The 23,817-nt window shown below is 58.5% G+C and carries 22 protein-coding genes and 1 tRNA gene; 9 read left to right on the top strand and 14 right to left on the bottom strand.

The features are described 5' to 3' along the window. The first annotated feature begins 157 nt into the window (after nucleotides 1-157). From C4S59_RS04205 to C4S59_RS04185, 5 genes are read left to right on the top strand one after another with little or no spacing between them, the layout of a single operon-like run. The gene (locus C4S59_RS04205; protein ID WP_103909420.1) at nucleotides 158-1,789 is read left to right on the top strand and encodes a long-chain fatty acid--CoA ligase; all 1,632 of its coding nucleotides are present in this window, start codon (nucleotides 158-160) and stop codon (nucleotides 1,787-1,789) included. Next, a complete protein-coding gene (locus tag C4S59_RS04200) occupies nucleotides 1,779-2,222 on the top strand; it encodes a MaoC/PaaZ C-terminal domain-containing protein (RefSeq protein WP_103909193.1) in 444 nt (147 codons plus the stop codon). The genes C4S59_RS04205 and C4S59_RS04200 overlap by 11 nt, the downstream gene beginning before the upstream one ends. Further along, nucleotides 2,222-3,457, top strand: coding sequence for an acyl-CoA dehydrogenase family protein (locus tag C4S59_RS04195; protein WP_103909192.1), 1,236 nt, complete (start codon nucleotides 2,222-2,224; stop codon nucleotides 3,455-3,457). Before C4S59_RS04200 ends, C4S59_RS04195 begins: the two co-directional genes overlap by 1 nt. Beyond that, a complete protein-coding gene (locus tag C4S59_RS04190; protein ID WP_103909191.1) occupies nucleotides 3,457-4,470 on the top strand; it encodes a phosphotransferase family protein in 1,014 nt (337 codons plus the stop codon). Before C4S59_RS04195 ends, C4S59_RS04190 begins: the two co-directional genes overlap by 1 nt. Then, a complete protein-coding gene (locus C4S59_RS04185; RefSeq protein ID WP_103909190.1) occupies nucleotides 4,470-4,877 on the top strand; it encodes a PaaI family thioesterase in 408 nt (135 codons plus the stop codon). Before C4S59_RS04190 ends, C4S59_RS04185 begins: the two co-directional genes overlap by 1 nt. 9 nt (nucleotides 4,878-4,886) lie before the next feature. Here the strand turns inward: C4S59_RS04185 and rpe are convergent, their stop codons facing one another. The 7 genes from rpe to C4S59_RS04150 are packed head-to-tail and all read right to left on the bottom strand — an operon-like array spanning nucleotide 4,887 to nucleotide 12,140. After that, nucleotides 4,887-5,573, bottom strand: a complete 687-nt coding sequence (gene rpe / locus C4S59_RS04180) for a ribulose-phosphate 3-epimerase (protein WP_103909189.1) — start codon at nucleotides 5,571-5,573, stop codon at nucleotides 4,887-4,889. 30 nt (nucleotides 5,574-5,603) lie between these two features. Further along, nucleotides 5,604-6,539, bottom strand: a complete 936-nt coding sequence (locus C4S59_RS04175) for a 2-hydroxyacid dehydrogenase (RefSeq protein WP_103909188.1) — start codon at nucleotides 6,537-6,539, stop codon at nucleotides 5,604-5,606. A gap of 3 nt (nucleotides 6,540-6,542) precedes the next feature. Beyond that, nucleotides 6,543-7,682 (bottom strand): rod shape-determining protein RodA, encoded by a 1,140-nt coding sequence (gene rodA / locus C4S59_RS04170; RefSeq protein ID WP_103909187.1) that lies wholly within the window; start codon nucleotides 7,680-7,682, stop codon nucleotides 6,543-6,545. Beyond that, nucleotides 7,679-9,622, bottom strand: coding sequence for a penicillin-binding protein 2 (gene mrdA / locus C4S59_RS04165; protein ID WP_103909186.1), 1,944 nt, complete (start codon nucleotides 9,620-9,622; stop codon nucleotides 7,679-7,681). Before mrdA ends, rodA begins: the two co-directional genes overlap by 4 nt. Further along, nucleotides 9,619-10,158 (bottom strand): rod shape-determining protein MreD, encoded by a 540-nt coding sequence (locus C4S59_RS04160; protein WP_103909185.1) that lies wholly within the window; start codon nucleotides 10,156-10,158, stop codon nucleotides 9,619-9,621. Before C4S59_RS04160 ends, mrdA begins: the two co-directional genes overlap by 4 nt. After that, a complete protein-coding gene (gene mreC / locus C4S59_RS04155) occupies nucleotides 10,155-11,066 on the bottom strand; it encodes a rod shape-determining protein MreC (RefSeq protein ID WP_103909184.1) in 912 nt (303 codons plus the stop codon). Before mreC ends, C4S59_RS04160 begins: the two co-directional genes overlap by 4 nt. Nucleotides 11,067-11,093: 27 nt before the next feature. Continuing rightward, nucleotides 11,094-12,140, bottom strand: coding sequence for a rod shape-determining protein (locus C4S59_RS04150; RefSeq protein WP_103909183.1), 1,047 nt, complete (start codon nucleotides 12,138-12,140; stop codon nucleotides 11,094-11,096). 312 nt (nucleotides 12,141-12,452) lie between these two features. Here C4S59_RS04150 and C4S59_RS04145 point away from each other — a divergent pair, with 312 nt between their 5' ends. Then, the gene (locus tag C4S59_RS04145; RefSeq protein ID WP_103909182.1) at nucleotides 12,453-14,957 is read left to right on the top strand and encodes a GcvT family protein; all 2,505 of its coding nucleotides are present in this window, start codon (nucleotides 12,453-12,455) and stop codon (nucleotides 14,955-14,957) included. A 173-nt stretch (nucleotides 14,958-15,130) separates the two neighbouring features. Here the strand turns inward: C4S59_RS04145 and C4S59_RS04140 are convergent, their stop codons facing one another. The 3 genes from C4S59_RS04140 to C4S59_RS04130 form a co-directional block, all read right to left on the bottom strand. Continuing rightward, nucleotides 15,131-17,542 (bottom strand): mechanosensitive ion channel domain-containing protein, encoded by a 2,412-nt coding sequence (locus C4S59_RS04140; RefSeq protein WP_234994667.1) that lies wholly within the window; start codon nucleotides 17,540-17,542, stop codon nucleotides 15,131-15,133. A 172-nt stretch (nucleotides 17,543-17,714) separates the two neighbouring features. Further along, complete coding sequence (locus C4S59_RS04135; RefSeq protein WP_103909181.1) at nucleotides 17,715-18,392, bottom strand: GntR family transcriptional regulator; 678 nt, start codon at nucleotides 18,390-18,392, stop codon at nucleotides 17,715-17,717. A gap of 32 nt (nucleotides 18,393-18,424) precedes the next feature. After that, nucleotides 18,425-19,117 carry a M48 family metallopeptidase gene (locus C4S59_RS04130; protein WP_103909180.1) on the bottom strand — a complete coding sequence of 231 codons (693 nt, stop codon included), beginning with the start codon at nucleotides 19,115-19,117 and terminating at the stop codon, nucleotides 18,425-18,427. Between the two features lie 118 nt (nucleotides 19,118-19,235). On the opposite strand from C4S59_RS04130, the gene C4S59_RS04125 reads away from it, so the two are divergent. Both C4S59_RS04125 and C4S59_RS04120 read left to right on the top strand, forming a co-directional pair. Continuing rightward, nucleotides 19,236-19,553, top strand: a complete 318-nt coding sequence (locus C4S59_RS04125) for a TIGR02300 family protein (RefSeq protein ID WP_103909179.1) — start codon at nucleotides 19,236-19,238, stop codon at nucleotides 19,551-19,553. Between the two features lie 89 nt (nucleotides 19,554-19,642). Beyond that, a tRNA-Ala gene (locus tag C4S59_RS04120) sits at nucleotides 19,643-19,718 on the top strand. A gap of 87 nt (nucleotides 19,719-19,805) precedes the next feature. Here C4S59_RS04120 and C4S59_RS04115 read toward each other — a convergent pair. The 4 genes from C4S59_RS04115 to C4S59_RS04100 form a co-directional block, all read right to left on the bottom strand. Further along, the gene (locus C4S59_RS04115) at nucleotides 19,806-20,750 is read right to left on the bottom strand and encodes a hypothetical protein (protein WP_103909178.1); all 945 of its coding nucleotides are present in this window, start codon (nucleotides 20,748-20,750) and stop codon (nucleotides 19,806-19,808) included. A 99-nt stretch (nucleotides 20,751-20,849) separates the two neighbouring features. Beyond that, nucleotides 20,850-21,296 carry a MarR family winged helix-turn-helix transcriptional regulator gene (locus C4S59_RS04110; protein WP_103909177.1) on the bottom strand — a complete coding sequence of 149 codons (447 nt, stop codon included), beginning with the start codon at nucleotides 21,294-21,296 and terminating at the stop codon, nucleotides 20,850-20,852. A gap of 217 nt (nucleotides 21,297-21,513) precedes the next feature. After that, complete coding sequence (locus tag C4S59_RS04105) at nucleotides 21,514-22,356, bottom strand: DUF481 domain-containing protein (protein WP_103909176.1); 843 nt, start codon at nucleotides 22,354-22,356, stop codon at nucleotides 21,514-21,516. 123 nt (nucleotides 22,357-22,479) lie between these two features. Continuing rightward, nucleotides 22,480-23,424, bottom strand: coding sequence for a LysR family transcriptional regulator (locus C4S59_RS04100; RefSeq protein ID WP_103909175.1), 945 nt, complete (start codon nucleotides 23,422-23,424; stop codon nucleotides 22,480-22,482). A 151-nt stretch (nucleotides 23,425-23,575) separates the two neighbouring features. Here C4S59_RS04100 and C4S59_RS04095 point away from each other — a divergent pair, with 151 nt between their 5' ends. Beyond that, nucleotides 23,576-23,758: a hypothetical protein gene (locus C4S59_RS04095; protein ID WP_103909174.1), complete on the top strand. Its 183-nt coding sequence runs from the start codon at nucleotides 23,576-23,578 to the stop codon at nucleotides 23,756-23,758. The last annotated feature ends 59 nt before the right edge of the window (nucleotides 23,759-23,817 follow it).

Genomic DNA, 23,817 nt, shown 5'->3' with positions numbered 1-23,817 from the left:
AAAATACAAAATTGTTGTGCGCCGTTAGGCCATTGGTCGCGGATACAGACGTTTCTTTCGTGTCTTTCGTTACGTCACGGCAGCTTTGCTGTTGCACGGCGGCGAAAGCCGCGTTCAGATTGTATACGAAGATTTGCAGAAGGCAGGGGAGGGCCAGATGCAGGCAATGATGATGAATCAGCCGCTCTCGATTATCGAGATTTTGCGCTATGCGGCGGGCGCGCATCCGGGCGCAGGGATCGTTTCGGCCAGAACCGAGGGTGACATCCACCGCGAAACCTATGCCGAAGCCTATGCGCGCGCAGGGCAGTTGGCCCATGCGATGGCGCGTCTGGGGGTCAAACTTGGCGACCGCGTCGCGACTTTGGCGTGGAACGGGTATCGCCATTTCGAATTGTACTACGCGATTTCGGGCATGGGGGCGGTCTGCCACACGATCAACCCGCGTCTGTCCGCAGAACAGATGCTGTATATCATCGACCACGCAGATGATCAGGTGTTGTTCTTTGACGTAACCTTCACGCCGATCTTGGAGGCGCTAAAAGATAAGCTGCCTTCGGGGATGAAGCTGGTGGCGATGACCGATGCGGCCCATATGCCGGACAGCACACTGGATTTGCTGTGTTACGAAGACCTGATCGCGGATGAATCTGCGGACTTCGATTGGCCTGAACTGCCCGAGGATACGGCGGCGGGTCTGTGCTATACATCCGGCACCACAGGCAACCCGAAAGGCGCGCTGTTTTCCCATCGTTCGACGGTTCTTCATGCATTTTCGATCTCGATCGCGCTCAGCAAATCGTTGACGGAAGGCGGGCGCATTCTGCCGGTTGTACCGCTGTTCCACGTCAATGCGTGGGGCTTGCCCTATTCGGCGCCGATGACGGGCGCGTCGTTGGTGATGCCGGGGCCGAACCTTGATGGGCCGTCTTTGTTTGATCTGATGGACGCAGAGAAGGTCACATCGGCATGGGGCGTCCCGACCGTCTGGCTGGGCCTGCGCGCCGAAATCGACAAACGCGGCCGCAATCCAGAAGGTTTCTCGCAGGTTGTGGTCGGCGGCTCTGCCGCGCCGCGCTCGATGATTGAAGGGTTCGAGAAATCCGGCGTCGAGGTGTGCCATGCGTGGGGCATGACGGAAATGAGCCCTGTTGGTACGCAGGGGCTGTTGTCTGAGTCGATGAAAGACCTTCCCTTCGAGGCGCAGATGGACCTGAAATCCAAACAGGGGCGTCGCGTCTTTGGGGTCGAACTGAAAATCGTCGACGATAACGGCAACCGGCTTCCCCATGATGGCAAGGCCGTTGGCGAATTGTTCGTACGCGGCAACACCATTGTGTCCGGCTATTTCAACAATCCCGAGGCGACGGCAGCAGCCATTGATGCCGAGGGTTGGTTCGGCACTGGCGACGTGGCCAGCATTGATGAGCAGGGCTTCCTGACCATTCAGGACCGGTCCAAGGACCTGATCAAATCGGGGGGCGAATGGATTTCGTCAATCGATCTGGAAAACATCGCCATGGCGCATCCCAAGGTCGCCAACTGCGCGGTGATCGCCATTGCCCATCCGAAATGGGACGAACGGCCTTTGCTGGTTGTGGTTCCTGCGGGCGATGAAAAGCCCGAGCTTTCCGAAATCCACGACATGATGTTGCAGCATGTCGCCAAGTGGCAGTTGCCCGATGACATGGTGTTCGTCGACAGTCTGCCTTTGACCGCGACGGGCAAGATTTCCAAACTGACCCTGCGCCAACAATTTACGGATTACGTGCTGCCTGATGTTCGCTGAATTATTCGCAAGCCCCGAACCGAAATTAAGCCGCTGGTACGAAATGTCCGAGGACCGCGTGCGCGCCTTTGCGGATGTGACCGAGGACTGGCAGGCCATTCACCTGGACCCTGACGTGGGCCGCGCGGCGGGCTTTGATGGGGCCGTTGTGCATGGCTATCTGGCGCTGTCGATGCTGTCGGCTATGTCGTACGATGTGCTGCCCGATCTGCCCGCTGACTGCGTTTCGGTGAACTATGGATTTGACCGTGTGCGGTTTATCGCGCCGGTCCCTGTGGGCGCCCGCGTTCAAGGGCGCTTTCAAATGTCGGAAATCGAAGAGAACGAAGGCTCTGCCCGCGTGCGCTGGGATGTCAGCATCACGTGCGAAGGCAGTGAAAAGCCGTCAGTGGTCGCCGATTGGCTGACCTATTTCAAAAGGAAGGATGTGTGATGGATCTAGGGATCACGGATCGGGTACGCCCGCTGATTGAAGCGGTGCGCGATATGGTGGAAAACGAAATCGCCCCGCTGGATGCTGAATTCCACGCCGAGGTCGGAACACACCCGTCGGGCGACCGGTTCAAACATACAGACCGTCAGTTGGAAATTCTGGACGGGCTGAAGGCGAAGGCCAAGGAACGCGGGCTGTGGAATTTCTGGCTGACAGACAGTGACCGTGGCTATGGCCTGAGCACAGTTGAATACGCCTATCTGGCCGAGGAAATGGGCAAGGTCACCATCGCGGCCGAGGTCTTCAACTGCAACGCGCCGGACACCGGTAATATGGAAGTGCTGGAACGCTACGGCGAAGAGTGGATGAAAGACCGCTGGCTGGTGCCGCTTTTGAACGGCGATATCCGGTCGGCCTATGTGATGACGGAACCCGATGTGGCGTCGTCCGATGCAGCCCAACTGGCGTTCGAGGCACGTCGCGATGGCGATGACTACGTGCTGAACGGTGACAAATGGTGGATTTCCGGCGCGGGCGATCCGCGCTGCGGGCTGTACATCGTGATGGCCTGCACCGACCCAGATGCGCCGAAACACCAGCGTCACACCATGTTTGTGATGGATGCTGACACGCCGGGCATCGAAGTGCTGCGCGCCATGCAGGTGTTCGGAGCGGATGACGCCCCGCACGGTCACATGCACCTGCGGTTCACCAACGTGCGCATTCCTGCCAAGAACATCGTTCTGGGCGAAGGGCGCGGGTTCGAGGTTGCTCAGGGCCGTCTGGGGCCGGGCCGTATCCACCACTGTATGCGTGCCATTGGTCAGGCCGAAAAGGCGTTGGAACTGATGTGTACCCGTGGCCTGTCGCGTGAAGCCTTCGGCAAACCGATTGCCGAGCTTGGTGCGAACTATGACATCATCGCCAACGCACGGATGGAGATCGAAATGGCCCGTCTGCTCTGCCTGAAAGCGGCGTGGATGATGGACAGCGCTGGTGTGCGCGCGGCCCAGCCGTGGATTTCCAAGATCAAGGTCATCGCACCCTTGATGGCCGGTAAGGTGATTGATGAAGCAATGCAGCTTCACGGGGCCAAGGGTATTTCGCAGGATATGACGTTGGCCCATATGTGGACCCACGTACGCACGCTGCGCTTCGCCGATGGCCCCGATGCGGTCCACCGTCGTCAGGTCGCGCGGGCGGAGCTGCGGAAATACACGCAGGCCAACGTCTGATGGCGGACATTGATCTAAGCAGCGTCGCTGCGTGGATGTCCGATAACGTCGCGGGCTTTGAAGGCCCGCTGGCGGCGACAAAGTTCGACGTGGGCCAGTCCAACCCGACGTTCCTATTGGAAGGGCCTAAGGGGTCATACGTTCTGCGCCGCAAACCGCCGGGTGTGTTGCTTAAATCGGCGCACGCGGTGGACCGTGAATTCCGCGTCCAAAGCGCGCTGGCGCATACAGATGTGCCGGTGCCGCAGATGCTGGCGCTATGTGAAGACGACGCTGTCACCGGATCGATGTTCTACGTGATGGAGCACGTGAAGGGCCGCAATATCGACGACCCGTCGATGCCGGAGGCGACCAACGCCGAACGAGAGGCCATCATTACGGAAATGGCCCGCGTACTGGCGGCGATCCATTCTGTCGATCTGGAGGGGGTCGGCCTGTCTGACTACGGCCCGCCGGGAAACTATTACGAACGCCAACTGGCCCGCTGGACCAAGCAATACCGTGCGTCGGAAACCGACAGCATTCCCGCGATGGAGACGTTGATCGACTGGCTGGGTGCCGAGATGCCCGAAGACGACGGCCAGCGCACGCTTGTCCATGGGGATTACCGCATCGACAACATGCTGTTCGCGAAGGACGGTACCGATTGCCTTGCTGTTCTGGATTGGGAACTGTCCACCTTGGGCCATCCCTTTGCCGATCTCGCAGGTGTCATCATGCAGTGGCAGATGCCTGTCGGACCTGAGGGCCGCGGCCTTGCCGGTGTGGATCGGGCCGCGCTGGGCCTGCCGTCGGATGATGCGTTCGTGGACTTGTACTGCCAGATGCGCGGCATCAACCGGCCCGAGCGTTTCGGCTACTACGTTGCCTTTGCTTTCTTCCGTATGGCGGCGATCCTGCAAGGCGTGAAGAAACGTGCGCTTGACGGCAATGCGTCCAACCCCGAAAAGGCATTACGACTGGGGGCTTATGTGCCCCGTTTTGCCGAAATGGGGCTGGAGGCCCGCGCCTGATGACAGAACTCGACCCGCGTTTTCACGAACCGCCCTATAACTTCGCCGCCCATCTGGGGATGCGCATGGTGGACTGGAAAGAAGACTATGCGCGGTTCGAGATTGATCTGGAAGATGTGCATTCGAACCGCCACGGCAACCCGCACGGCGGCGTGCATGCGTCGCTTCTGGATACAGTCATGGGCTATGCCGGTTGCTGGACGGGCGATCCCGACGTGCAGCAAATGGCGCTGACGCTGTCGTTGAACGTGCAGTACCTGTCCCGCCCGCTGGGCAAGACGTTCATCGGCGAAGGCTGGCGTACAGGTGGGGGCAAATCCACCTTTTTCGCCGAAGCCACCGTCAAGGATGAAACAGGCGAATTGATCGCCAAGGGAACAGGTGTTTTCCGCTACCGCAAACGGTAAAGGCGCGGCTTACAGCGCGCCTTCTGCCGCCGCGCGGATGGCGCGGATGTTGTCGCCATAAGGCGCAGGGTTGCTGACCGACCCGCCACGGAATGCGGCAGAGCCTGCAACCAGAACATCGGCACCGGCAGCGGCCACCAAAGGTGCTGTGGTCGGATCAACACCACCGTCGATTTCGATGTGGATTTCGCGATCGCCAATCATGCTGCGCAGCTTGCGTACTTTGTTGGTCATGTCGATGAACTTCTGACCGCCGAAACCGGGGTTCACTGTCATCACACAGACCAGATCGGTCAGGTCGAGCAGGTGTTCAACCGCCTCGGCAGGGGTGCCGGGGTTCAGTGCGACGCCAGCCTTGCAACCCGCCGCACGGATCGCTTGCAGCGTGCGGTGGATGTGGGGGCCTGCTTCGACGTGGGCGGTGATGATGTCAGCACCGGCCTGTGCGAAGGCGTCGATATAGGGATCAACCGGAGCAATCATCAGGTGCACGTCCATGACGGTTTTGATGTGCGGGCGGATCGCGGCGCAAGTGGTCGGGCCAAAGCTGATGTTCGGCACAAAGTGACCGTCCATGACGTCAACGTGGATCCAGTCAGCGCCCTGCGCTTCGATGGCATCGATTTCTGCGCCGAAGTTGGCGAAATCGGCGGCAAGGATGGACGGGGCGATTTTGATGGAACGGTCGAAGGTCATGGGATTCTCCATTGGCTTGGCGCGCTGCTATCAGTAACCGGCGGTGCGGTCCACCACATGGAGCAGACCCTCGCCCGTTTCGTTACGATGAATGTTCATGGCCACGACCTGTGCCGCTGTTTTAGGACGTGTCGCCGACGCGATATGCGGTGTGATCGTCACCTGCGGATGTGCCCAGAACGGATGGTCCTGCGGCAACGGCTCTATACGGAACACATCCAGCGTGGCGTGGGCAATCTGCCCGCTATCCAAGGCAGCGATCAGCGCATCGTCATCGATCAGGGGGCCGCGACCGGGGTTGATCAGGAACGCGCCCTTGGCTGTCAGGTCCAGCGTGTTCGAATTGATCACATTGGTCGTGGCGGGCGTGTCCGGCAGCAATAACACGATGATCTGAGCATCGGTCAGGGCATCTATCAGCCCGTCATTGCCATGGTGGCAGGTGACACCGTTGACCGATTTCTCGGTACGGCTCCAACCGTGCACGTCGAACCCAAGCGCCACCAGTTGCGCCGCGCAGGCCTGTCCCAACTCGCCCAGGCCAAGCATCGCAACCTTCCGTTCGCGCGCCAGAGGCGGGGGCTTGGGCGTCCACTTATGATCGGGGTTCTGAATATGCGCATCCATCCCCAAATGGTGGCGCAGAGCGTGGCCCGTGACCCATTCGACCATGCCTTGGGTCAGGCCCGCGTCATCGACCATCCGGCAAAGGGGAACGGTCAACGTCTGGTTTCCGACAACCTTTTCAACACCCGCCCATAGGTTCAGAACAGCCTTCAGCCGCGTGAATGGGGTAAAGTCCTTCACCTTGGAATCCGGCGAATACACGATGTAGTCCACCTGATCCGGCGGAACGTCGGTGGAAAGTGTATAGTCGAGTCCCCGAGCATCCAGTGCGTCACGCAAAAGTGGTTCGTATTCCTCCCATTGGGCGGAATTTGCGGCGAACTGGATCGTCAATGTCATGGATTACCTCGGGCGGTGGATATGGGCGCTTTGAACAAGGCCAAAGGCCAGCATCAGAACAAGCATGGCCGAGCCACCGTAGCTGACCAGCGGTAAGGGCACACCCACAACCGGCGCAAGGCCCATAACCATCGACATGTTCACCGCAAAGAACAGGAATAGGGTCAGGCCAACGCCCAGGATCAGCAAGGACGAAAACCGGTCTTTGTTCTGAAGGGCCGAGATGACGCAGAACACAAGGATCAGCACGTACAGAACCAGTAGGGAAAACCCGCCGATAAAGCCGAATTCCTCGGCCAGCGTGTTGAAGATAAAGTCGGTATGCTTTTCCGGAAGGAAGTTCAGGCGCGACTGTGTGCCTTGCATAAACCCGCGCCCCGTCCAGCCACCGGACCCCATCGCAATCTTGGCTTGCGTGATGTGATAGCCCGCGCCAAGCGGGTCCTGTGACGGGTCTAGAAAGGTATCGATCCGTTTGTACTGATAGTCTTTCAGCAGCTGCCAATCGGTCCCGCGGCTTTCAAAAACAGCGGCGACCGTGCCGATCCCCGCCGCAATGACGCCGCCGAAATAGGCCCAGTGGACACCCGCCAAAAACATCATCAACCCGCCCGAAATCATCAGCAAAAGCGCTGTCCCGAGGTCGGGTTGGGTCAGAACCATGCCGGTTGGTAACAGGATGATCAAAACGGGCAACAGGACCCAGAAAGGATGGGACGTCTTCTTGATGGGCAGCCAGTCATAGTAGGCGGCCAGCACCATCACCAAGGCAATCTTCATCAATTCCGATGGCTGCAACCGCATAAAACCGATGTCGATCCAGCGCTGGGCGCCCATACCGACGGTTCCAAAGAATTCCACCGCCAGCAACAGGGCCAGGGACACCAGATAGGCCACCACAGCCATGTTTCGCCAGAACCAGATCGGCACCAGCGCCACGATAAACATCACCGCGAGGCCAAGCAGATAGCGTTTCATCTGCGGCTCGGCCCAAGGTGAAAACGACCCGCCGGCCACGGAATAAAGCATCAGGAACCCAACGCAGGCGATGGCTGTCAGCAGGATCACGATCGGCCAGTTCAGGTAAAGAACCTTGCGCCAACCGCTTGGGGTGGTTTTGACGGAATACTCTAAATAGCTCATGCGCGGCCCGGATTGCTTTCTTGCCGTGCGCGGCGTTCGCGTTCCAGACGTTCCTGCTGGGCCTTGATCCGGCTGCGGTCGCCTTGCGGGTAGGCCTCAAGCGGGGGGGTGCCTTTGAACAGCGCCTGCAAGGTCACGTCGCGGGCAATCGGTGCCGCAGCGGTCGATCCGCCGCCGCCGTGTTCGACCACGACAGCAACCGCGATCTTGGGTTTGTCGTAGGGGGCGAAATCCACAAACAACGCATGGTCGCGCCGTTCCCATGGCAAGTCTTCGTTGCGTGTCACGCCGCGCGCCCGTTCGGCAGCGGTGATGTTGCGCACCTGCGATGTACCGGTTTTCCCCGCCATGCGGACAGTGTCGTCGATGATCCGCGATTTATAGGCCGTGCCGCGCCGGTTGTTCGATACGGCATACATGGCCTTGCGCACCTGTTTCAGATCGTTTTCGTTGATCCCGAGCGATGCGCCGCCTTTCGACGGCAACTCAACGCTGTCCACCGATTTGATCAGCCGAGGCTCGACCGCACGGCCCGTGGCGATGCGCGCTGTCATGACGGCCTGCTGCAGAGGTGACGACAGGACAAAGCCCTGACCGATAGACGCGTTGACCGTATCACCGATCACCCATTCGCTGTCCCGTTCACGCAGTTTCCACGCCTTGTCCGGAACAAGGCCGCTGGTCACTGCCGACATTGGGAAATCAAAGGTTTCGCCAAGTCCCAAACGACGGGCCATGTCGGCGATTTTTTCGATGCCGACCTTCAGCGCCAGATCGTAATAATAGACGTCACAGCTTTCGCGCAGCGACTGTTCAAGGTTCATGTGACCGTGGCCCGCACGTTTCCAGCAGTGGAACTTGCGTCCGCCGACCTCAAGGTGACCCGGGCAATAAACAGTCTCGGATGGGGTGATGACCCCTGCTTCCAACGCCGCAAGCGCGGTGATCATTTTAAAGGTGGACCCGGGCGGATAGGCGTCCTGCACGGTTTTCGACGCAAGCGGGCGCTTTTCGTTGTCGCGGTAGACGGCGTAATCCGCAACCGAAATACCGCGCACGAATTTGTTCGGGTCATACGTCGGTGCCGATGCACAGGCCAGCACGTCGCCGGTTTCCACATCCATCACCACGACCGATGCGCTTTCCTCGCCCAAGCGGGCCTGCACATAGTCCTGCAAATCCGTGTCGATGGTCAGTTGAAGATCAGAACCTGCTTCGCCCTCGCGACGATCCAGTTCGCGCATCACGCGGCCAACGGCATTCACCTCAACCCGCTTGGCACCGGCGCGGCCACGCAGCATGTCTTCGTATTTTGCCTCGACACCGACCTTGCCGATCTGGAAGCGCGGAATGCGCAGCACGGGATCAGGGTCTTCGTAGCGGTTCAGGTCGCGTTCAGACACGGGGCCCACATAGCCCGCAATATGTGCATAGATATCAGCGTTGGGATAAATCCGGCTTAGACCGACCTCGGGCGTGACGCCGGGCAGGGCGGGTGCATTGACGGCAACGCGGCTTATCGCGTCCCAGCCTACGCGATCCGCAATGGTGACCGGCAGGAACGGCGCGGACCGCTTCATTTCGGTCAAAGCACGGTTCAATTCGTCTTCGTCCAGTTCAACCAGCATCGACAGGCGTGCGATAACGGCGTCGACGTCTCCGGCATCTTCCTGAACCAAGGTGATCCGGTAGGACGGTTCGTTTGCAGCAATAACGCGGCCATTACGATCAAAGATTTGTCCGCGTGACGGAGGCAAAAGACGCAGGTTGATGCGGTTTTCTTCGGCCAGCAGACGGAACTCATCCGCCTGATCCACCTGCAAATGCCGCATACGCAGCGCAAGCAAACCGGCAAAGCCCACCTGTAGCCCGCCAAGGATCATGCCCCTGCGGGAAATCTTGCGGAAGCTGGCCGCTGTATCCTTTGGCGTTCGTCTCATCGGGCGTGTGACAGTTTATCTGAATCCCTCGGGTTCCCGCGTCTGACCCCGAATAAGAAGTGGGACAGAAGCACGACAACGGGATAAACGGCGATTGTCATCACTGCCTGAGTGGTGATCAGCGTCCATCCCGCTGGTTCGATAATAAACACCAGACGGACAATTTGGTAGATGACCAACATCACGATTACGCTGACGGCAATAGTTAGCCACTCGATCGAAAACAGCGGTTCGCGCTGGCTGCGATCCTGACGTTTCAGGCTTTCGGTCATAACCACCAACAGCGCGGCCCACAGACCGGGGGGGCGTTGCAACACAAAGTCCGCCAGCAAGGCGACAAAACCCACCAAAAGACCCGGCACATACTCTGGCCTGCGGATGGCCCATGCAAAGGTCACGGCCGTGATCAGATCAGGCCCCGAGATGCGGTCAGGCTGCGAGTTTAATGGCAGCAGGTCAAAGAACATGACCATCAGGCAAATCGCGACATAGAGAAACCGCATCCACCACAGACGCAATGTCGCCGTGTCGATCATTGTCCGTCACCCTCGGCAGGGTCGGTCGGCTCGATGGGGGCGCTGATGTCGCCTTCGGGCAGGATCAGGGCCGATGGTTCGCGCACGCGCCGCGCGCCGTGGTCCCGCAGGATGCGCAGGAATTCGAGCCGCTCATAGTCTGCCGCAAGACGCGCGCGCAGACGGCCGCCGGGGTCTTTTGCGACCTGACCGATCAGCAAGCCGGGGGGAAAGACCTCGCCATCGCCGGACGTCACGATACGGTCGCCGGGGCGCACCAGATCGGGATTTTCCAGAAAGTCGATGGGCGGGGCCGAGCTGTTGTCGCCGGTCACGATGGCGCGCTGGCCCGAGGGCTGGATGATCGCAGGGATGCGGCTGGTCGCGTCGGTCAAAAGGATCACGCGGCTTGTGTTCGCGCCCACACCCGATATGCGCCCGACAAGGCCGATGCCGTCCATCGCCGCCCAACCATCCACGATCCCGTCGCGGGAGCCTACGTTGATCAGCACACTCTGACGGAAGGGAGAGCCGGAGTCCGCAATCACAACACCGGTGATATAGGTCAGCCGTGGATCAAGCCGCACGTTGTTCAGATCGCGCAGGCGGGCGTTTTCCTGTTCCAGTTGGACTGCGGCCTCTTTCCACGCCGTCATCTGGCGCAGTTCGCGGCGAAGTTCCTGATTTTGATCGTAAATTTGCTGATAGCTGCGGAAATCACGGGCGATTTTCACCACCGCCGTGACAGGAGCCATGGCCCAGTCCATGTTGGGAACGACAGCATCGACAATCTGCGCGCGGAACCGTTCCACGCGCGGGGAATCGATGCGCCAGAACAGAAACAGCGCGATCAGAAACAGGACGAACAGCGCCAGCAAAAGCCGCTTGAGCGGTCCTGTGTAATCTTCTGAATTGCGGTCCCTAGCCAATACAGCGCCCCTTTGATGGTTGCCGCGTTAGCTGTCGTAGTCGATCGCGTGGCGCAGTTGCTTTTCGTATTCCAGCGCTTTGCCGGTGCCCAAGGCCACACAGTTCAGGCTTTCGTCCGCGATGGACACCGCCAGACCGGTCTGTTCGCGCAGTGCAAGGTCCAGATCGCCCAGCAGCGCACCGCCACCTGTCAGCATCACACCACGGTCAACGATGTCTGCCGCCAGATCCGGCGGGGTTGCTTCCAGCGCGGTCATGACCGCTTCGCAAATGGCTTGAACCGGTTCGGACAGCGCCTCGGCCACTTGGGCCTGCGAAATCTCGGTTTCTTTCGGAACACCGTTCAGCAGGTCGCGACCACGGATTTGCATGGACGAGCCACGGCCATCGTCGGGCATACGCGCGGTGCCGATCGATGTCTTGATGCGTTCTGCGGTGGATTCACCAACCAGCAGGTTCTGCTGGCGACGCAGGTAGGAAATGATCGCCTCGTCCATGCGGTCACCACCGACGCGGACGGAACGGGCGTAAACGATGTCGCCCAGCGACAGAACCGCAACCTCGGTTGTACCGCCGCCGATGTCGACGACCATGTTGCCGGTCGGGTCGGTGATCGGCATGCCCGCACCAATCGCCGCAGCGATCGGTTCGGCAATCAGACCGGCCTTGCGGGCACCAGCGGACAGAACCGACTGACGGATCGCACGCTTTTCAACCGGCGTCGCACCGTGGGGCACGCAGACGATGATCTTGGGTTTGGAGAATGTCGAACGCTTATGAACCTTGCGGATGAAGTGCTTGATCATCTCTTCCGCAACGTCGAAGTCGGCAATCACGCCTTCGCGCATAGGGCGAATCGCTTCGATCGATCCGGGTGTCCGGCCCAGCATCAGCTTGGCGTCTTCACCAACGGCCAGAACCTTTTTGACGCCGTCCTTGACGTGATAGGCGACAACGGACGGTTCAGACAGGATAACACCGCGGCCTTTGACATAAACCAGCGTGTTTGCTGTGCCCAAGTCGATGGCCATGTCCGCCGCAAAGGCACCCAGAAGTTTTTCCAGTCCAAACATCGTATTCCCGTATCCCCAAAAGGCCAGTGACCCGCGACTCTGCCGATGCGGGTTTTGGTTCTTATAGGGATGCCGATGCGCCGATAAAAGGCCCGAAGACAGGCCGATCAGCGTGAATCTGCCGCAATTGGGCAAAACAGGTCGCCCATGCCCTTGCTGTTGGCAGGCCTGAACGAATCTGAGCGGCACCAACGGGTCCTGACGGTGTCGTTTTTCGCCTCATGTCGCATTTTCTTTGTGTTCTGTCGTGGGAACGCGACTTTGGCTTGGGCGGCCACGATAAGGTCTCCGCAACACAGTAGGAGTTCGGGTATGAAAACCAACGTCAAAGCGCTTGTTGTCGGGGGCGGTGCGGTCGGCACGTCCATCGCATATCATTTGGCCCGAGCGGGCTGGTCTGATGTAATGTTGCTGGAACGCGACGAGCTGACCTCAGGCTCGACGTGGCATGCTGCGGGCCTTTTGCCCTATTTCAACATGTCCTACGCGACGACCCACATCCACGATTACTCGATCAAGTTCTACAAAACGCTTGAGGAAGAAACCGGCCTGAACGCTGGCTTCTTTGTGGTTGGTAACCTGCGTATGGCGCAGACAGACGAACGCATGGACGAATACATGGTCTATGCAACAACGGCAGAAACCGTTGGGGTTCCGTACGAATGGATGACGCCCGATCAAATCAAAGAACGGTGGCCGCTGGTCAACACAGAAGACCTGAAGGGCGCGATCTATCACCCGACCGATGGCTATATTAACCCTGCCGACGTCACCATGGCGATGGCCAAGGGCGCGCGCCAGCGTGGCGTGACCATCGAACGCAAGTGGCAGGTTGATGGCTATGAGTGGAAAGGTGACCACTGGGACGTGACAGTTACCAAGATGGTCGAAAAGGGCGGCAACCTTGTGCCGTCCGACGAACAAACCGTCATCAGTGCAGAACATGTGGTCACGGCCACAGGCAACCACGCACAACGCACGGCCAAAATGCTTGGCATCAAGATCCCCGCGATTCCGGTCGAACACCAGTTCATCGTGACGGAACCCGATCCGGCCCTGTTGGCCTATCGCGAAGCGGGCAACGAACAGCACCCCGTTCTGCGCGATGCCGACGCGAAATGGTACGTGCGTGAAGAACGCGGCGGCTGGATCCTTGGCCCCTACGAACTGAATGCACCGGCGTGCTTTGAATACGGCGTCCCCGACAGCTTCCGCGCCGATCTGTTCCCGCTTGATCTGGACCGGATCGAAGAAGAATACATGTCTATGATCCACCGTATTCCATCGTCGGAAACGGTGGGTCTGAAGGACGATTTCAACGGCCCGATCTGCTACACCCCTGATGGCAACCCGCTGATCGGTCCGGCACCGGGTCTGCGCAACATGTGGCTGGCCGAAGGCTTTTCGTTTGGGATCACGGCTGCTGGCGGCGCAGGTCACTACCTTGCCCAGCTGATGGTCGAAGGCGAAGCCGAGATCGACATGGCATCGCTTGATCCGAAACGCTACGGGTCCTGGATGACGACCGAATATGCTGCTCGTAAAAACGAAGAAGCATATGAACACGTCTACATCCTGCACCACCCCGACGAAGAACGCCCCGCCTGCCGCCCGTTGCGCACAGGCCCGGCCTATGATCGTCAGAAAGCAAAGGGCGCCCAGTTTGGCGTGGTCAACGGTTGGGAACGCCCCAACTACTACGGTCCGCTGGATGCAGACGACAACTTTGACCACGACGCACGTTCGTTCCGCCGTGGTGGCTGGTGGCAGTATGCGGCAGACGAGGCCAAGGCGATCCGCGAAGGCGTGGGCCTGATCGACGCAACGGCCTTCACCAAGCACCGCCTCAGCGGTCCGGGTGCGACAGCGTTCCTTGACTGGTTCACCACCAACAAGCTGCCCAAGGTTGGCCGCATCAACCTGACCTACGCTCTGACCAGCGCAGGCACCACGCGCACCGAATACACCATCGTGCGCGAAGGCGAGGACGACTATTACCTTGTCTCGGCAGGTGCATGGCACGCCTACGATCAGGACTATCTGAAGAAGGCGATTGAAGACAAAGAGCCCGAGTTCGGCCGCATCAATCTTCAGGACGTGACATCGCAATACGGTGTCTTCGCCCTTGCGGGCCCGAAAGCGCGGGATCTGCTGAAAGGTCTGATCAAGGACGCTGATCCGGAAACGGCCCTGTCCAACAAACGCTTCCCGTGGCTGTCCTACCGTCAGATCGAACTGGGTATGTGCCCCGTCAACGCGATCCGTGTGGCGTACACCGGTGAGCTTGGCTGGGAATTGCACCACCCCATCGAAATGCAGAACTACCTTTGGGACCTGCTGCTGAAAGAGGGCGAAAAGCATGGCCTGAAACTGGTCGGTGCCCGCGCTCAGAACTGGCTGCGTCAGGAAAAATCCTACCGCGCCTTCGGCACCGAATTGGGCCGCGATGCGACCCCGCTCGAGGCCGGACTGGACCGCTTTGTCGATCTGGACAAGGATTTCTACGGCAAGGACGCGATGGTCAAAACCGGCATCCGCTCCAAATGTGTGACGCTTCTGATCGATGGACCCGAGGACGCGGATCCATGGGGCCGCGAGGCGCTGTACACAGAGGACGGAACACGTGTGGGTCGTCTGACATCCGGTGGCTGGTCTGCGGCCTTCGGCAAGTCCATCGGTATGGGCTATGTTAAACCGGAACTGGCAGAGCCGGGCACCAAGCTGAAGGTGCGGTTGTTCAAAGAGCTTTGGGATGCCGAAGTGACCGAGGACAGCCCGTACGATCCGAAGAACGCAACGATCCGCGTCGACGGCTGATAAGGGCTAGGGGGCTCTGCCCCCTTGGCCTGCGGCCAATTCCCCCGAGGTATTTCCGGGCAGAAAATACCATGGGGGTCAGCGCCAGCCCGAGGACGTAGCCGGAGGCGAAGGACGAGACAAAAAAGAACGCGAGGTGAAAGCCTCGCGTTCCGCTTTTTTAAAGGGATCCGTTAGCGGTCGACGCCGCCGTCTGGATTGTCTCCGTTTGTATCTCCGGCATCTTCCGCCAAGGGTGCATCGAGCTGCTCCTTGCGCTCCACTTTGGCGCCTTCGTCCTTGTCCTCGGACGGGGGCGACAGGCGGATTGGCTGGGTTTCGCCTTCTTTCGTCTCGCCAAACACTATTGTCTGGTACGGGTACGGAATCTCGATGCCCTGTTCGTCGAAGATACGCTTCAGGATTTCGTTGTAGGCACGGCCTGTGGACCACTGCGAGCCAGGGATCGTTTTGATCCGTGCGCGCAAAACGATGGCGCTGTCGCCAAAGCTGTTCAGGCCAAACCATTCCAGATCGCCCAGCAGGACGTTGGCGATTTCCTGATCCGACTTCAGCTCTTCAAAGGCATCGAACATCGCCTTCTTCACGTCGCTGACGTTCTCGCGGTAGGCCACGCCCATGTCGCAGACAAAGTATGAGAACTCGCGCATATAGTTCGACACCATGTCCACCGACGAGAACGGGATGATATGGAACACACCCTGTACGTCACGCAGGCTGACAGAGCGGACAGTCAGCTTCTCAACCGTACCGGTGGTGCCACCTACTGTTACAACGTCACCAACGTTCATGGCGTTTTCGAACTGGATGAAGACACCTGTGATGATGTCCTGAACCAGCTTTTGCGCACCGAAACCAATCGCCAGACCGAGAACACCGGCAGAGGCGATCAGCGGCCCGATGTTCAGGCCGATTTCGGACAAGCAGAACATCGCGGTCAGAACGAACAGCGCGATCGAGAACGCGTTTTTCAGCAGGGACAGTAGTGTTTTCTCACGCACCGTCGGCGCGCGGCCGTAATCGGGGTTCAGTTTGTATTCCAGCCAAGAGTTGAACGCGAGCCAGATGGCCGCTGCGACCAGAAGGATCATACCCACCGACACCAGTGCGCCCGAGAACTGCAGACCGGATGCCGACGACAGCCATGATCCGATGAACGTCAGGCCCATGATGTTCAGCGCGTAGGCCAAAACAGCAATCGTGACGATGATGCGCAGGCCCAGCAGAATTTTCGGTACGATCGAATTCAGGCGCGGCTCTAGTGTCGGCAGCATGCTTTTGATGTCATCCGGCAGGCTGATACCACGCAGCATTGCCTGACCGATTACGCTGACAATCATCGAACCGACCAGCACGGCCAGAAGGACCTTACCGCTGGCGGCAAGATAGCTGACCACCACGTCAGACGGGCTGGACACGATGACGGTAAACATCACGGCCAGATAGATCAGGGCGAACCAGTGCCAGCTGCGGACAAGCGTGCCGAACACGCCGCGCAGGCGGTACTTTTCGGACTGCTTCGGCGCGTCGTCGGTTTCTTCTTCGTAGGTTTCCGTCAGCATCCGGCGCGCGATCCAGTTGGCCACTGTGTCGCGGTGATAGATGACAAGGAAAACGACATAGAACAGCACGATCAACGACAGCAGCGCTGACACCGCAAGACCGGCTGTGTAGCCCACATTGCGGTTGATGATCGGGATCACCAGCAACTGGCCATAGCCCAGGATTGAGACCACGATATTGCTGTGCAGGTTGATCCGCTTGGCTGCGACATTCGACAGGTTCACAGGGCGCAAGCCGCCAGCAGAGGGTGAGATCACCGAACGGATCGCCACCTTGATCAGCTCAACAATCAGGAAGGCGTTCAGGTACAATGTCTGGCGGAAACCGATCTGGGCGGTTTCACCCAGTGCCAACAGCGTAATGGCATAGCCGATGCCCCACGCCACAACGACAATCATCGCATCGATAAAGGTCGACCCAAGGAACAGGAAAGCACGGTGCAGAATGTTCCGGTGTTCGGCGCGTTCGCCCATGGACCGGAAGAAGGGCATCATCAGGCGACGCAGCACCATAAAGACGGCGACTGTGATGATGATGACCAGAAACAGCGATTGGACCGCTTGCCAAAGCACATCGGTATCAACGCGCGTCAGGCCGCGCAGAACGCCGGAAGACCCCGTCAGCGTGTCATAAAGTGAGGTCACGCGGGCGGCGATTGTCTCGGCCGTGGCCTGCGTGAACTGCGCGATTCGGGTGCCGATGGATTCCTGATTTTCTACGGCGTCTGCGACAGTGTCTGCAGCGTCATCTGCGGCCTGCGCACCATCATTAACCACCGTTTCCAGTTTCTCGATCAGCTCAGCGCGTGCTGCATCGTCTTGCAACACGTCCAGCAGGCTTTGAAGGGCTCCGTTTTCCGAACCGCCCTCGGAACTGCTTTCATTCGAGGATGATGACGTATCCATGCCAAGAGACAGGCCTTGTGCCTGTGCCGTCCCAGCGAGCACCGAGAAGATCGTGACAAAAGCGGAAATCAGGAAAAAGCGAACGGGGTGCAATGCGCGCATGCGGCTGCGGATCATTAGTGTGCCTCTGGTTGTCGGGGCCGTCGCCCCTTGTGTTTGTTCCGGTTTCGCAGGCAAGGCGACCGGATGTGTGATCAGACGTTAACGCAGAAAATCCGGAAAGGTTCCAGATTTCTGTATATGTCGATGATGATTGTTTGGTGTGGACCCGGCCAGATCAGGTGCCAGCCTAGGGATCAGCGAGCATCTTAAGCCCGTTGGTCACATCCGAACGTACCGCCAACCGCAGGCCCGGTTCATCGCCTGCTTTCAGGGCTGCGATGATCAGGCGGTGCTGATAGGGGGCCTCGGACCGACGCAGACGCGAATAAAGCGCGCGCATTGTGGGCCCCAGCTGAAGCCAGACCGTTTCCGTCATTGCCAACATCGCTGGGGCCTGCGCACGCAGGTAAAGCGTGCGGTGGAATTCCAGATTGGCGCGGATATAGCCCATCGCATCGCGGTTCGACACGACCTCGGTGATCGCGTTGTTGATGCTTTGCAGACGCTCAATCAGCGCCATGTGGGCGCGGGGCAGGGCGCGGCTGGCCAGTTCCACTTCCAGAAGCGCGCGCAACGATGCCAGCTCTTCGATCCGTTCACCTGATAGTTCGGGCGTGGCGACGCGGCCCGATGACGACATCTGCAATGCGCCCTCGGCCACCAGCCGATGGACCGCTTCGCGTGCAGGCGTCATGGAACAATGGAAATCACGACCAATGCCGCGCAGGGTTAAAGATTCACCCGGTGCCATCTGTCCGAACATGATGCGCGACCGCAGGCCGCGATACACGCGGTCATGCGCCGACGTTGCAGCGTCGGATTGACGGGCCGGTTGGCGGATAGGATCGGACACAGGTGGCAGCATCGGCTATTTTGTGATCACAAATTAGAACAAGGTCAATCGTCAAAACGGTAGCCGTGCAAACGCGGCCCGTTTTGGCGCAACCAGTTGCGTTGTTCCTTCCATGGACCGTACAGCTCTTCTACCACGCGCCAGAACCTATCCGAGTGGTTCATTTCAGCAAGATGCGCCACCTCATGCGCGGCCACATACCGCAGGACATCAGGTGGAGCGAGGATCAGTCGCCACGAATAAGACAGCCCGCCGGTGCTGCTGCACGACCCCCACCGCGACCGCGTATCGCGCAGCGTGATGCGGCTATAGGGCTTGCCCAGAAGGCCCGCGTAGTGGTCCGATGCGGTGACCAGCCGCTCGCGCGCCAGTGTCTTCAGAAAGGTGCGCGCCCGTGTGGCCATGCGATCCGGTTCACCGGGAATCAAAAGCCTGTCGTCTTCCACCGCTATCCTGCGTCCCTGCGCAGGGTGCAGTGTTAAGTCGCGCCCTTCGACAGGCAGCACGGAGCCGGCGGAAATGGCAACATGCGACACCTGTTTCGCCAGATGCCCGCGCAGCCAGTCCTCTTTCGCCCGCAAAAAGGCGATTCCCTCGGCTTCGGGGACAGAACGGGGCAGTGTCAGCGTCACGCGCCCGTCCAGCGAAGACAGCCGCAACGAGATTCGCTTGGCCCGCGCCGAACGCCGCAAAATAACGGGAATTGGTGGGTTGCCCTCAAGCGCAATCAGGCCCATATCGGTCTCCGAAACAGGCACAGGGCCCGTGATGCTGTCAAAGCCTTTGACACGGCTGTCACCTTATGGCAGGTGGCCCTGATTGTCTCAAGACTTACAGGATTGAAAGGGACTTCCCATGCCCAAGGAAGAATGGGGCGTTAAGCGCGTCTGCCCAACGACAGGTAAACGGTTCTACGACCTGAACCGCAACCCAATCGTCAGCCCCTATACCGGTGAAGTCGTGGAAATCGACACCGGCAAGCGCAGCATGATTGCAGCCGACGCCGCCGATGGCGCGAAGATGAAAGCTGACATCAACAACGAAGATGATGTTGATGTACTGGAAGATGATGTCGATCTGGACCTCGATGACGAGGATGTACTGGACGACGATGACGACGATAACGTCTCGCTGGACGAAATCGCTGACGTCGCGGACGACAACGAAGACTAAAGATTTTCGTCACGGGCAGGCGATTTACGCTTGATCCTGCCCGTGGCTTTTCGTAAGTGACGCCGCACAGTGCGACGCACTGACATGATGGGGCCTTAGCTCAGCTGGGAGAGCGCTTGCATGGCATGCAAGAGGTCAGGGGTTCGATCCCCCTAGGCTCCACCAATCTTCCCTTTTTTTGTAGAAACCAGCGTTCTCCTCTTTTGGAGTGATGGCCGCTTTATATCAGCAGTCTCGGGCCTTAACTGCCGTTCAGATATTTTCGCCTATCTGCCTTAGTTTTCGTTGCCCTTGAGCGGTTAGACGCACATCACATTTGTGCATTGGACCCACACCTCTTTTCTCGATCAGCGGGTGGGGCATCTTTGCCATTTCGTTTAACGTCGCCTCTAATGTGTTGACCGGCACGTGATCGTCGACATTGCCGCCCGCGACCATGGCATCGCCTATCGACCGTGCCATTTTCTTCCAATCAACCGATGTGGCCCGCAAAATGCGGGTTTGTATGTTATTCAATCCGGTCAAAGCGTCAGGTTGACGACCTCTCATGACCTCAAATACCTGAAGCGCATGTTTATCCGAGGTCTTATGCAAGGATGCGTCAATTGGATCAGGTAAATTTGCAATAGCCTCCCAGCACTGCAACATTTTCTGCCAATCCGACAAACTTATTGCCCTCGCAGGATAGGCGCGATTTGGCATGTCGCAAAGCATTTCCGACCAGAACTTTTCCGTAAACTTTTCAGAATTAGCCTGTGGGAACAGACAAATTGAAACATTGCTCAGATCAATTCCCATCGTTGGGAGGAGAGCGCTCAAGTACCATTGAAATATTACGCCATTTACGGATTGATCCCGCCAAACTTCAATTTCCGTCGCGACGGGCGCTGCATCGTCAAACTCAAGAGGCAGAGCTGCATCGTCGATATCAATCCCGTTCTTATGCATCTCGACCAAATCGAATTTTGGAAGGATTTGTGTCCAAACGAAGTAGGGCATTGCACTGCCGTCAGGCAGAACAGAGCCAGTTGATTTGCTCCAGAATGCTTCCCTTGATCTTCTGAACTCGGTCAGATCTATCCAATCGCCGAGTGGCCCAACGGAAAAGTCTTCCCAGCATAGAAAAGTGAAAGTCTCCTCGGGGATCTGAACGCTTTTGGGAAAGCTAAAATTTTTGTGGCAAAGGATCAGGCGCATCGAAGAACTTTCAGTGTAAATTAAAAGCTGACTTTGGCTGCATCGCACAGTGCCGTCAATTAGCGCATAAAATGGTGATTGACCGAAATAAGGCAGCGCTCATTTCGTTTCATTCAAAAGCGCCTCTAGCCCTGCTTCCAACTGCTTGAACGCATCCCCCAGACGTTTTTCCAATTCGGCCTGATGGGCTTTGGCCATGGGGAGCAATTCAGCCATCATTTTTTGGCCTTCAACTGTGAGGGACAGGATGATCAGGCGGCGGTCTTCGGGGTTTTCCTTGCGTTCGATCAGGCCCGCTTCCCGCAGGCGTTTGGCGGCGCGGCTGACTTCGTATTTTTCCATCGCGACGCGGGCTTCGATGTCGCGCACGGATGTGTTGCCTGAGTGGGCAAGGTGCACGAGAACGCGCCATTCGGGGATCGAGATGCCGAAGCGGTCGCGGTACTGGCGGGCAAGTTGTTCGCTGGTGTGTTTCGCCGCGACGGCCAGCCTGTAGGGTGTGAAACCGTAAAGGTCGAAGTCCGGCAGGGGCGGCGTATCGGTCATTCTGGGTCCTTTCAGCCGCGCGGGGGAATGTCGGCGATAGGCTCAAAATCCCGCAATTTCGTAGCAGGTGCAATGACCTTGTGGTGCGCGTCTGGTGTGACGGGTGCCTGACCGGGGCTCCGCCCCGGACCCCGGAGTATTTCATGACAGATGAAACAGCTGCTCGGGAGTGTGCCGGGGGCAGTGTTTCTGCCTCCGGCTTTCATAAGGGTTGGGGTTATTGGTTGAACGAGTAGACCAGCGAGACGCCGAAGGTGTTGTCGGTGTGTTTCGCTGTGCCGGGCTCGGTGTGGTATTCGGTCAGCAAGCTTGTGCGCAGCGACAGAGCGTCTGTCATAGCGACGCTGATCGCCAGATCGTTGAAGACCACGGTGTCCGATTCAGACCAGATCACGTCTGTGTCCGCAGTGAGCGCGACAGTTTCGGTCAGTTTCTGGGCGAAGTCAGAGGATAGGCCAAACGCGCCTTCGCTGACGTCGCCTTTTGTCACGTCGTTCAGTTCGGCAAAGCGGTAGCCCGGGCCGGCCTGAACAGACCACTGACGGTCGGCTTCGTTGAAGATGCGGTAACCGGCGCCGAAGCTGACGAATGTGTCTGTTTCGAACTGTGCGTCTGTTGCGCTGTCAACCGAGCCCTGAACTTTGGCAAAGCCGAATGTGACGGGGTTGAAATCGCGTGTGTATTCCAGACCATAGTACAGGCTTTCTTCCGGATCAGAGTCATCGTCATCGGTGTAGGCGTAGTTCAGCTGCAGCTCGATGCCGTTCTGGCCCCAGACATAGTTGATGTCCGAACCGATGCCGAGGTTGACGCTTTCGTTGTTGCCGCTTTCGGCAATGCCGCGCAGGGCGAACGAGCCGTTGAAGCCTTGCGGGCGGCCTTCGTTGCCGAAACGGTCCAGTGTGCGCTCGGCATCATCTTCGATGGCTTCGATGAGGTCTTCGTTGCGGTCTTCCGCAACTGTGTCGCGGCCGATCAGTGTTTGAGCGCTTGCGGCTGTGGCCGACATGGCGGCGATGAGCGCGATGGCGCTTGTGGTGAATGTCGCTTTGTTTTTCATTGGTTTTCCTTTCCCAACAAAAGCTTGCCCCGACCGGATCGGCCGGGAGCATTTCTGCTGGGACTGATGTAGGAAAAGACTTTCGCCAAGAAAAATTCAAAATAATTAGGTATAATCCGAGTTTTACTTATGTTTGCGAAATTCGTCCGAATGCCCAAGCACTTCGATGCTGTCGCCGCTGCTGATGTCGTTCAAATCATCCAGAACCGCGTTTTGAAGTTCGTCCATCTGAGACTGGACCGTGGTAAGCGTCAGCTCTGCGGTGGTGCGGATTTCTTCGTCCAGATCATCCCGCCAGACGGACCAGATTGGATAGGGAAACATCGGTGCGTCCGGAACAAGGTGCAGACGCCCTTCGTCCAGATAGCGTTTGACATAGCGCGCTGGCAGGTAGGCGGCCGCGCGCCGGTTCACGATATAATCCGCAGCCATCGCGCCCAGTGACAGGGTCAAACCGGGGTTGGTCAGATCGGGCAATTCCAGCGCGTGGGCGTGCAGGAACTCGGGGCCCCAATCGACGAAGACATAGTTTTCAGGGATTTCATCCAGCGTGGCGGGCCAGGATGCGACCAGAACCAGCTCTTCTTCCAGAACCTTGCTGGCAGACAGGCCGGGGCGTAATTGGGGGTTATACATCAGGCCGATCTGAACCACGCCTTCAACAAGAAAGCGGGTGATGCGATCGGGCATCCCAAGTTCTGCGCGGATATTCAGGGTAGGCATGGTGGCCTGCATCTGGTCGATCCAGCGGAAGCCCAGGCGGGGCCACAGCGAATATTGCGCGCCGATGGTCAGGGACTTGGTGTACCCCTCAGGCACGCCGATCTGCTGGCGGGCCTCTTCCCAGATTTTGATCAGCGACAGGGCGTAGCGTTCGAATTCGCGGCCTGCTGAGGTGAGTTCCGCACCGGCCTTGGATCTGATGAACAGCTGTTTGCCAAGCGAATCCTCAAGGCGCTGGATCCGCAGGCTGACGGCGGACTGGGTGACATACAGCCGGTCGCTGGCGTTCACGAAAGACCCTGTTGCGGCGACTTCAAGGAAGGTTCGGATCAGCTGGATGTCCATATCGCATATCCATAAGAAATAGTCTGGTTAAGCATATTTCTTATTCGTTTTTCTGTTGTGATGAAAGCGCCTATCTATCTCTCAACGGCCAAGGTGCAGATCGAAACGCGCCGCGCCAGAGAAACCCACGTTGGGTGAAGGAGTGAAATTGATGACTGTATTTTCCGCACGCAAAGCTATCGCTGTCGCATTGGTTCTGGGCCTGTCGGCCTGTTCGACAAACCAGGTGATCGACAACACCGTTGATGTGGCATCCGGTGCGACCAAGCTTGCCGCGAAAGGTGCCGTTGGTGCAGGAAAACTGGTCTATCGAGGCGTTGCCGGTGAGGAATAATCACCGCGACATCGATACGAAAAAGGGCTGCCCATCGTGCAGCCCTTTTGTTTTGTAGT

It is taken from the genome of Thalassococcus halodurans (assembly GCF_900108225.1).
GTDB lineage: Bacteria > Pseudomonadota > Alphaproteobacteria > Rhodobacterales > Rhodobacteraceae > Thalassococcus > Thalassococcus halodurans.
This window is presented reverse-complemented; position numbering and strand designations above follow the sequence as displayed.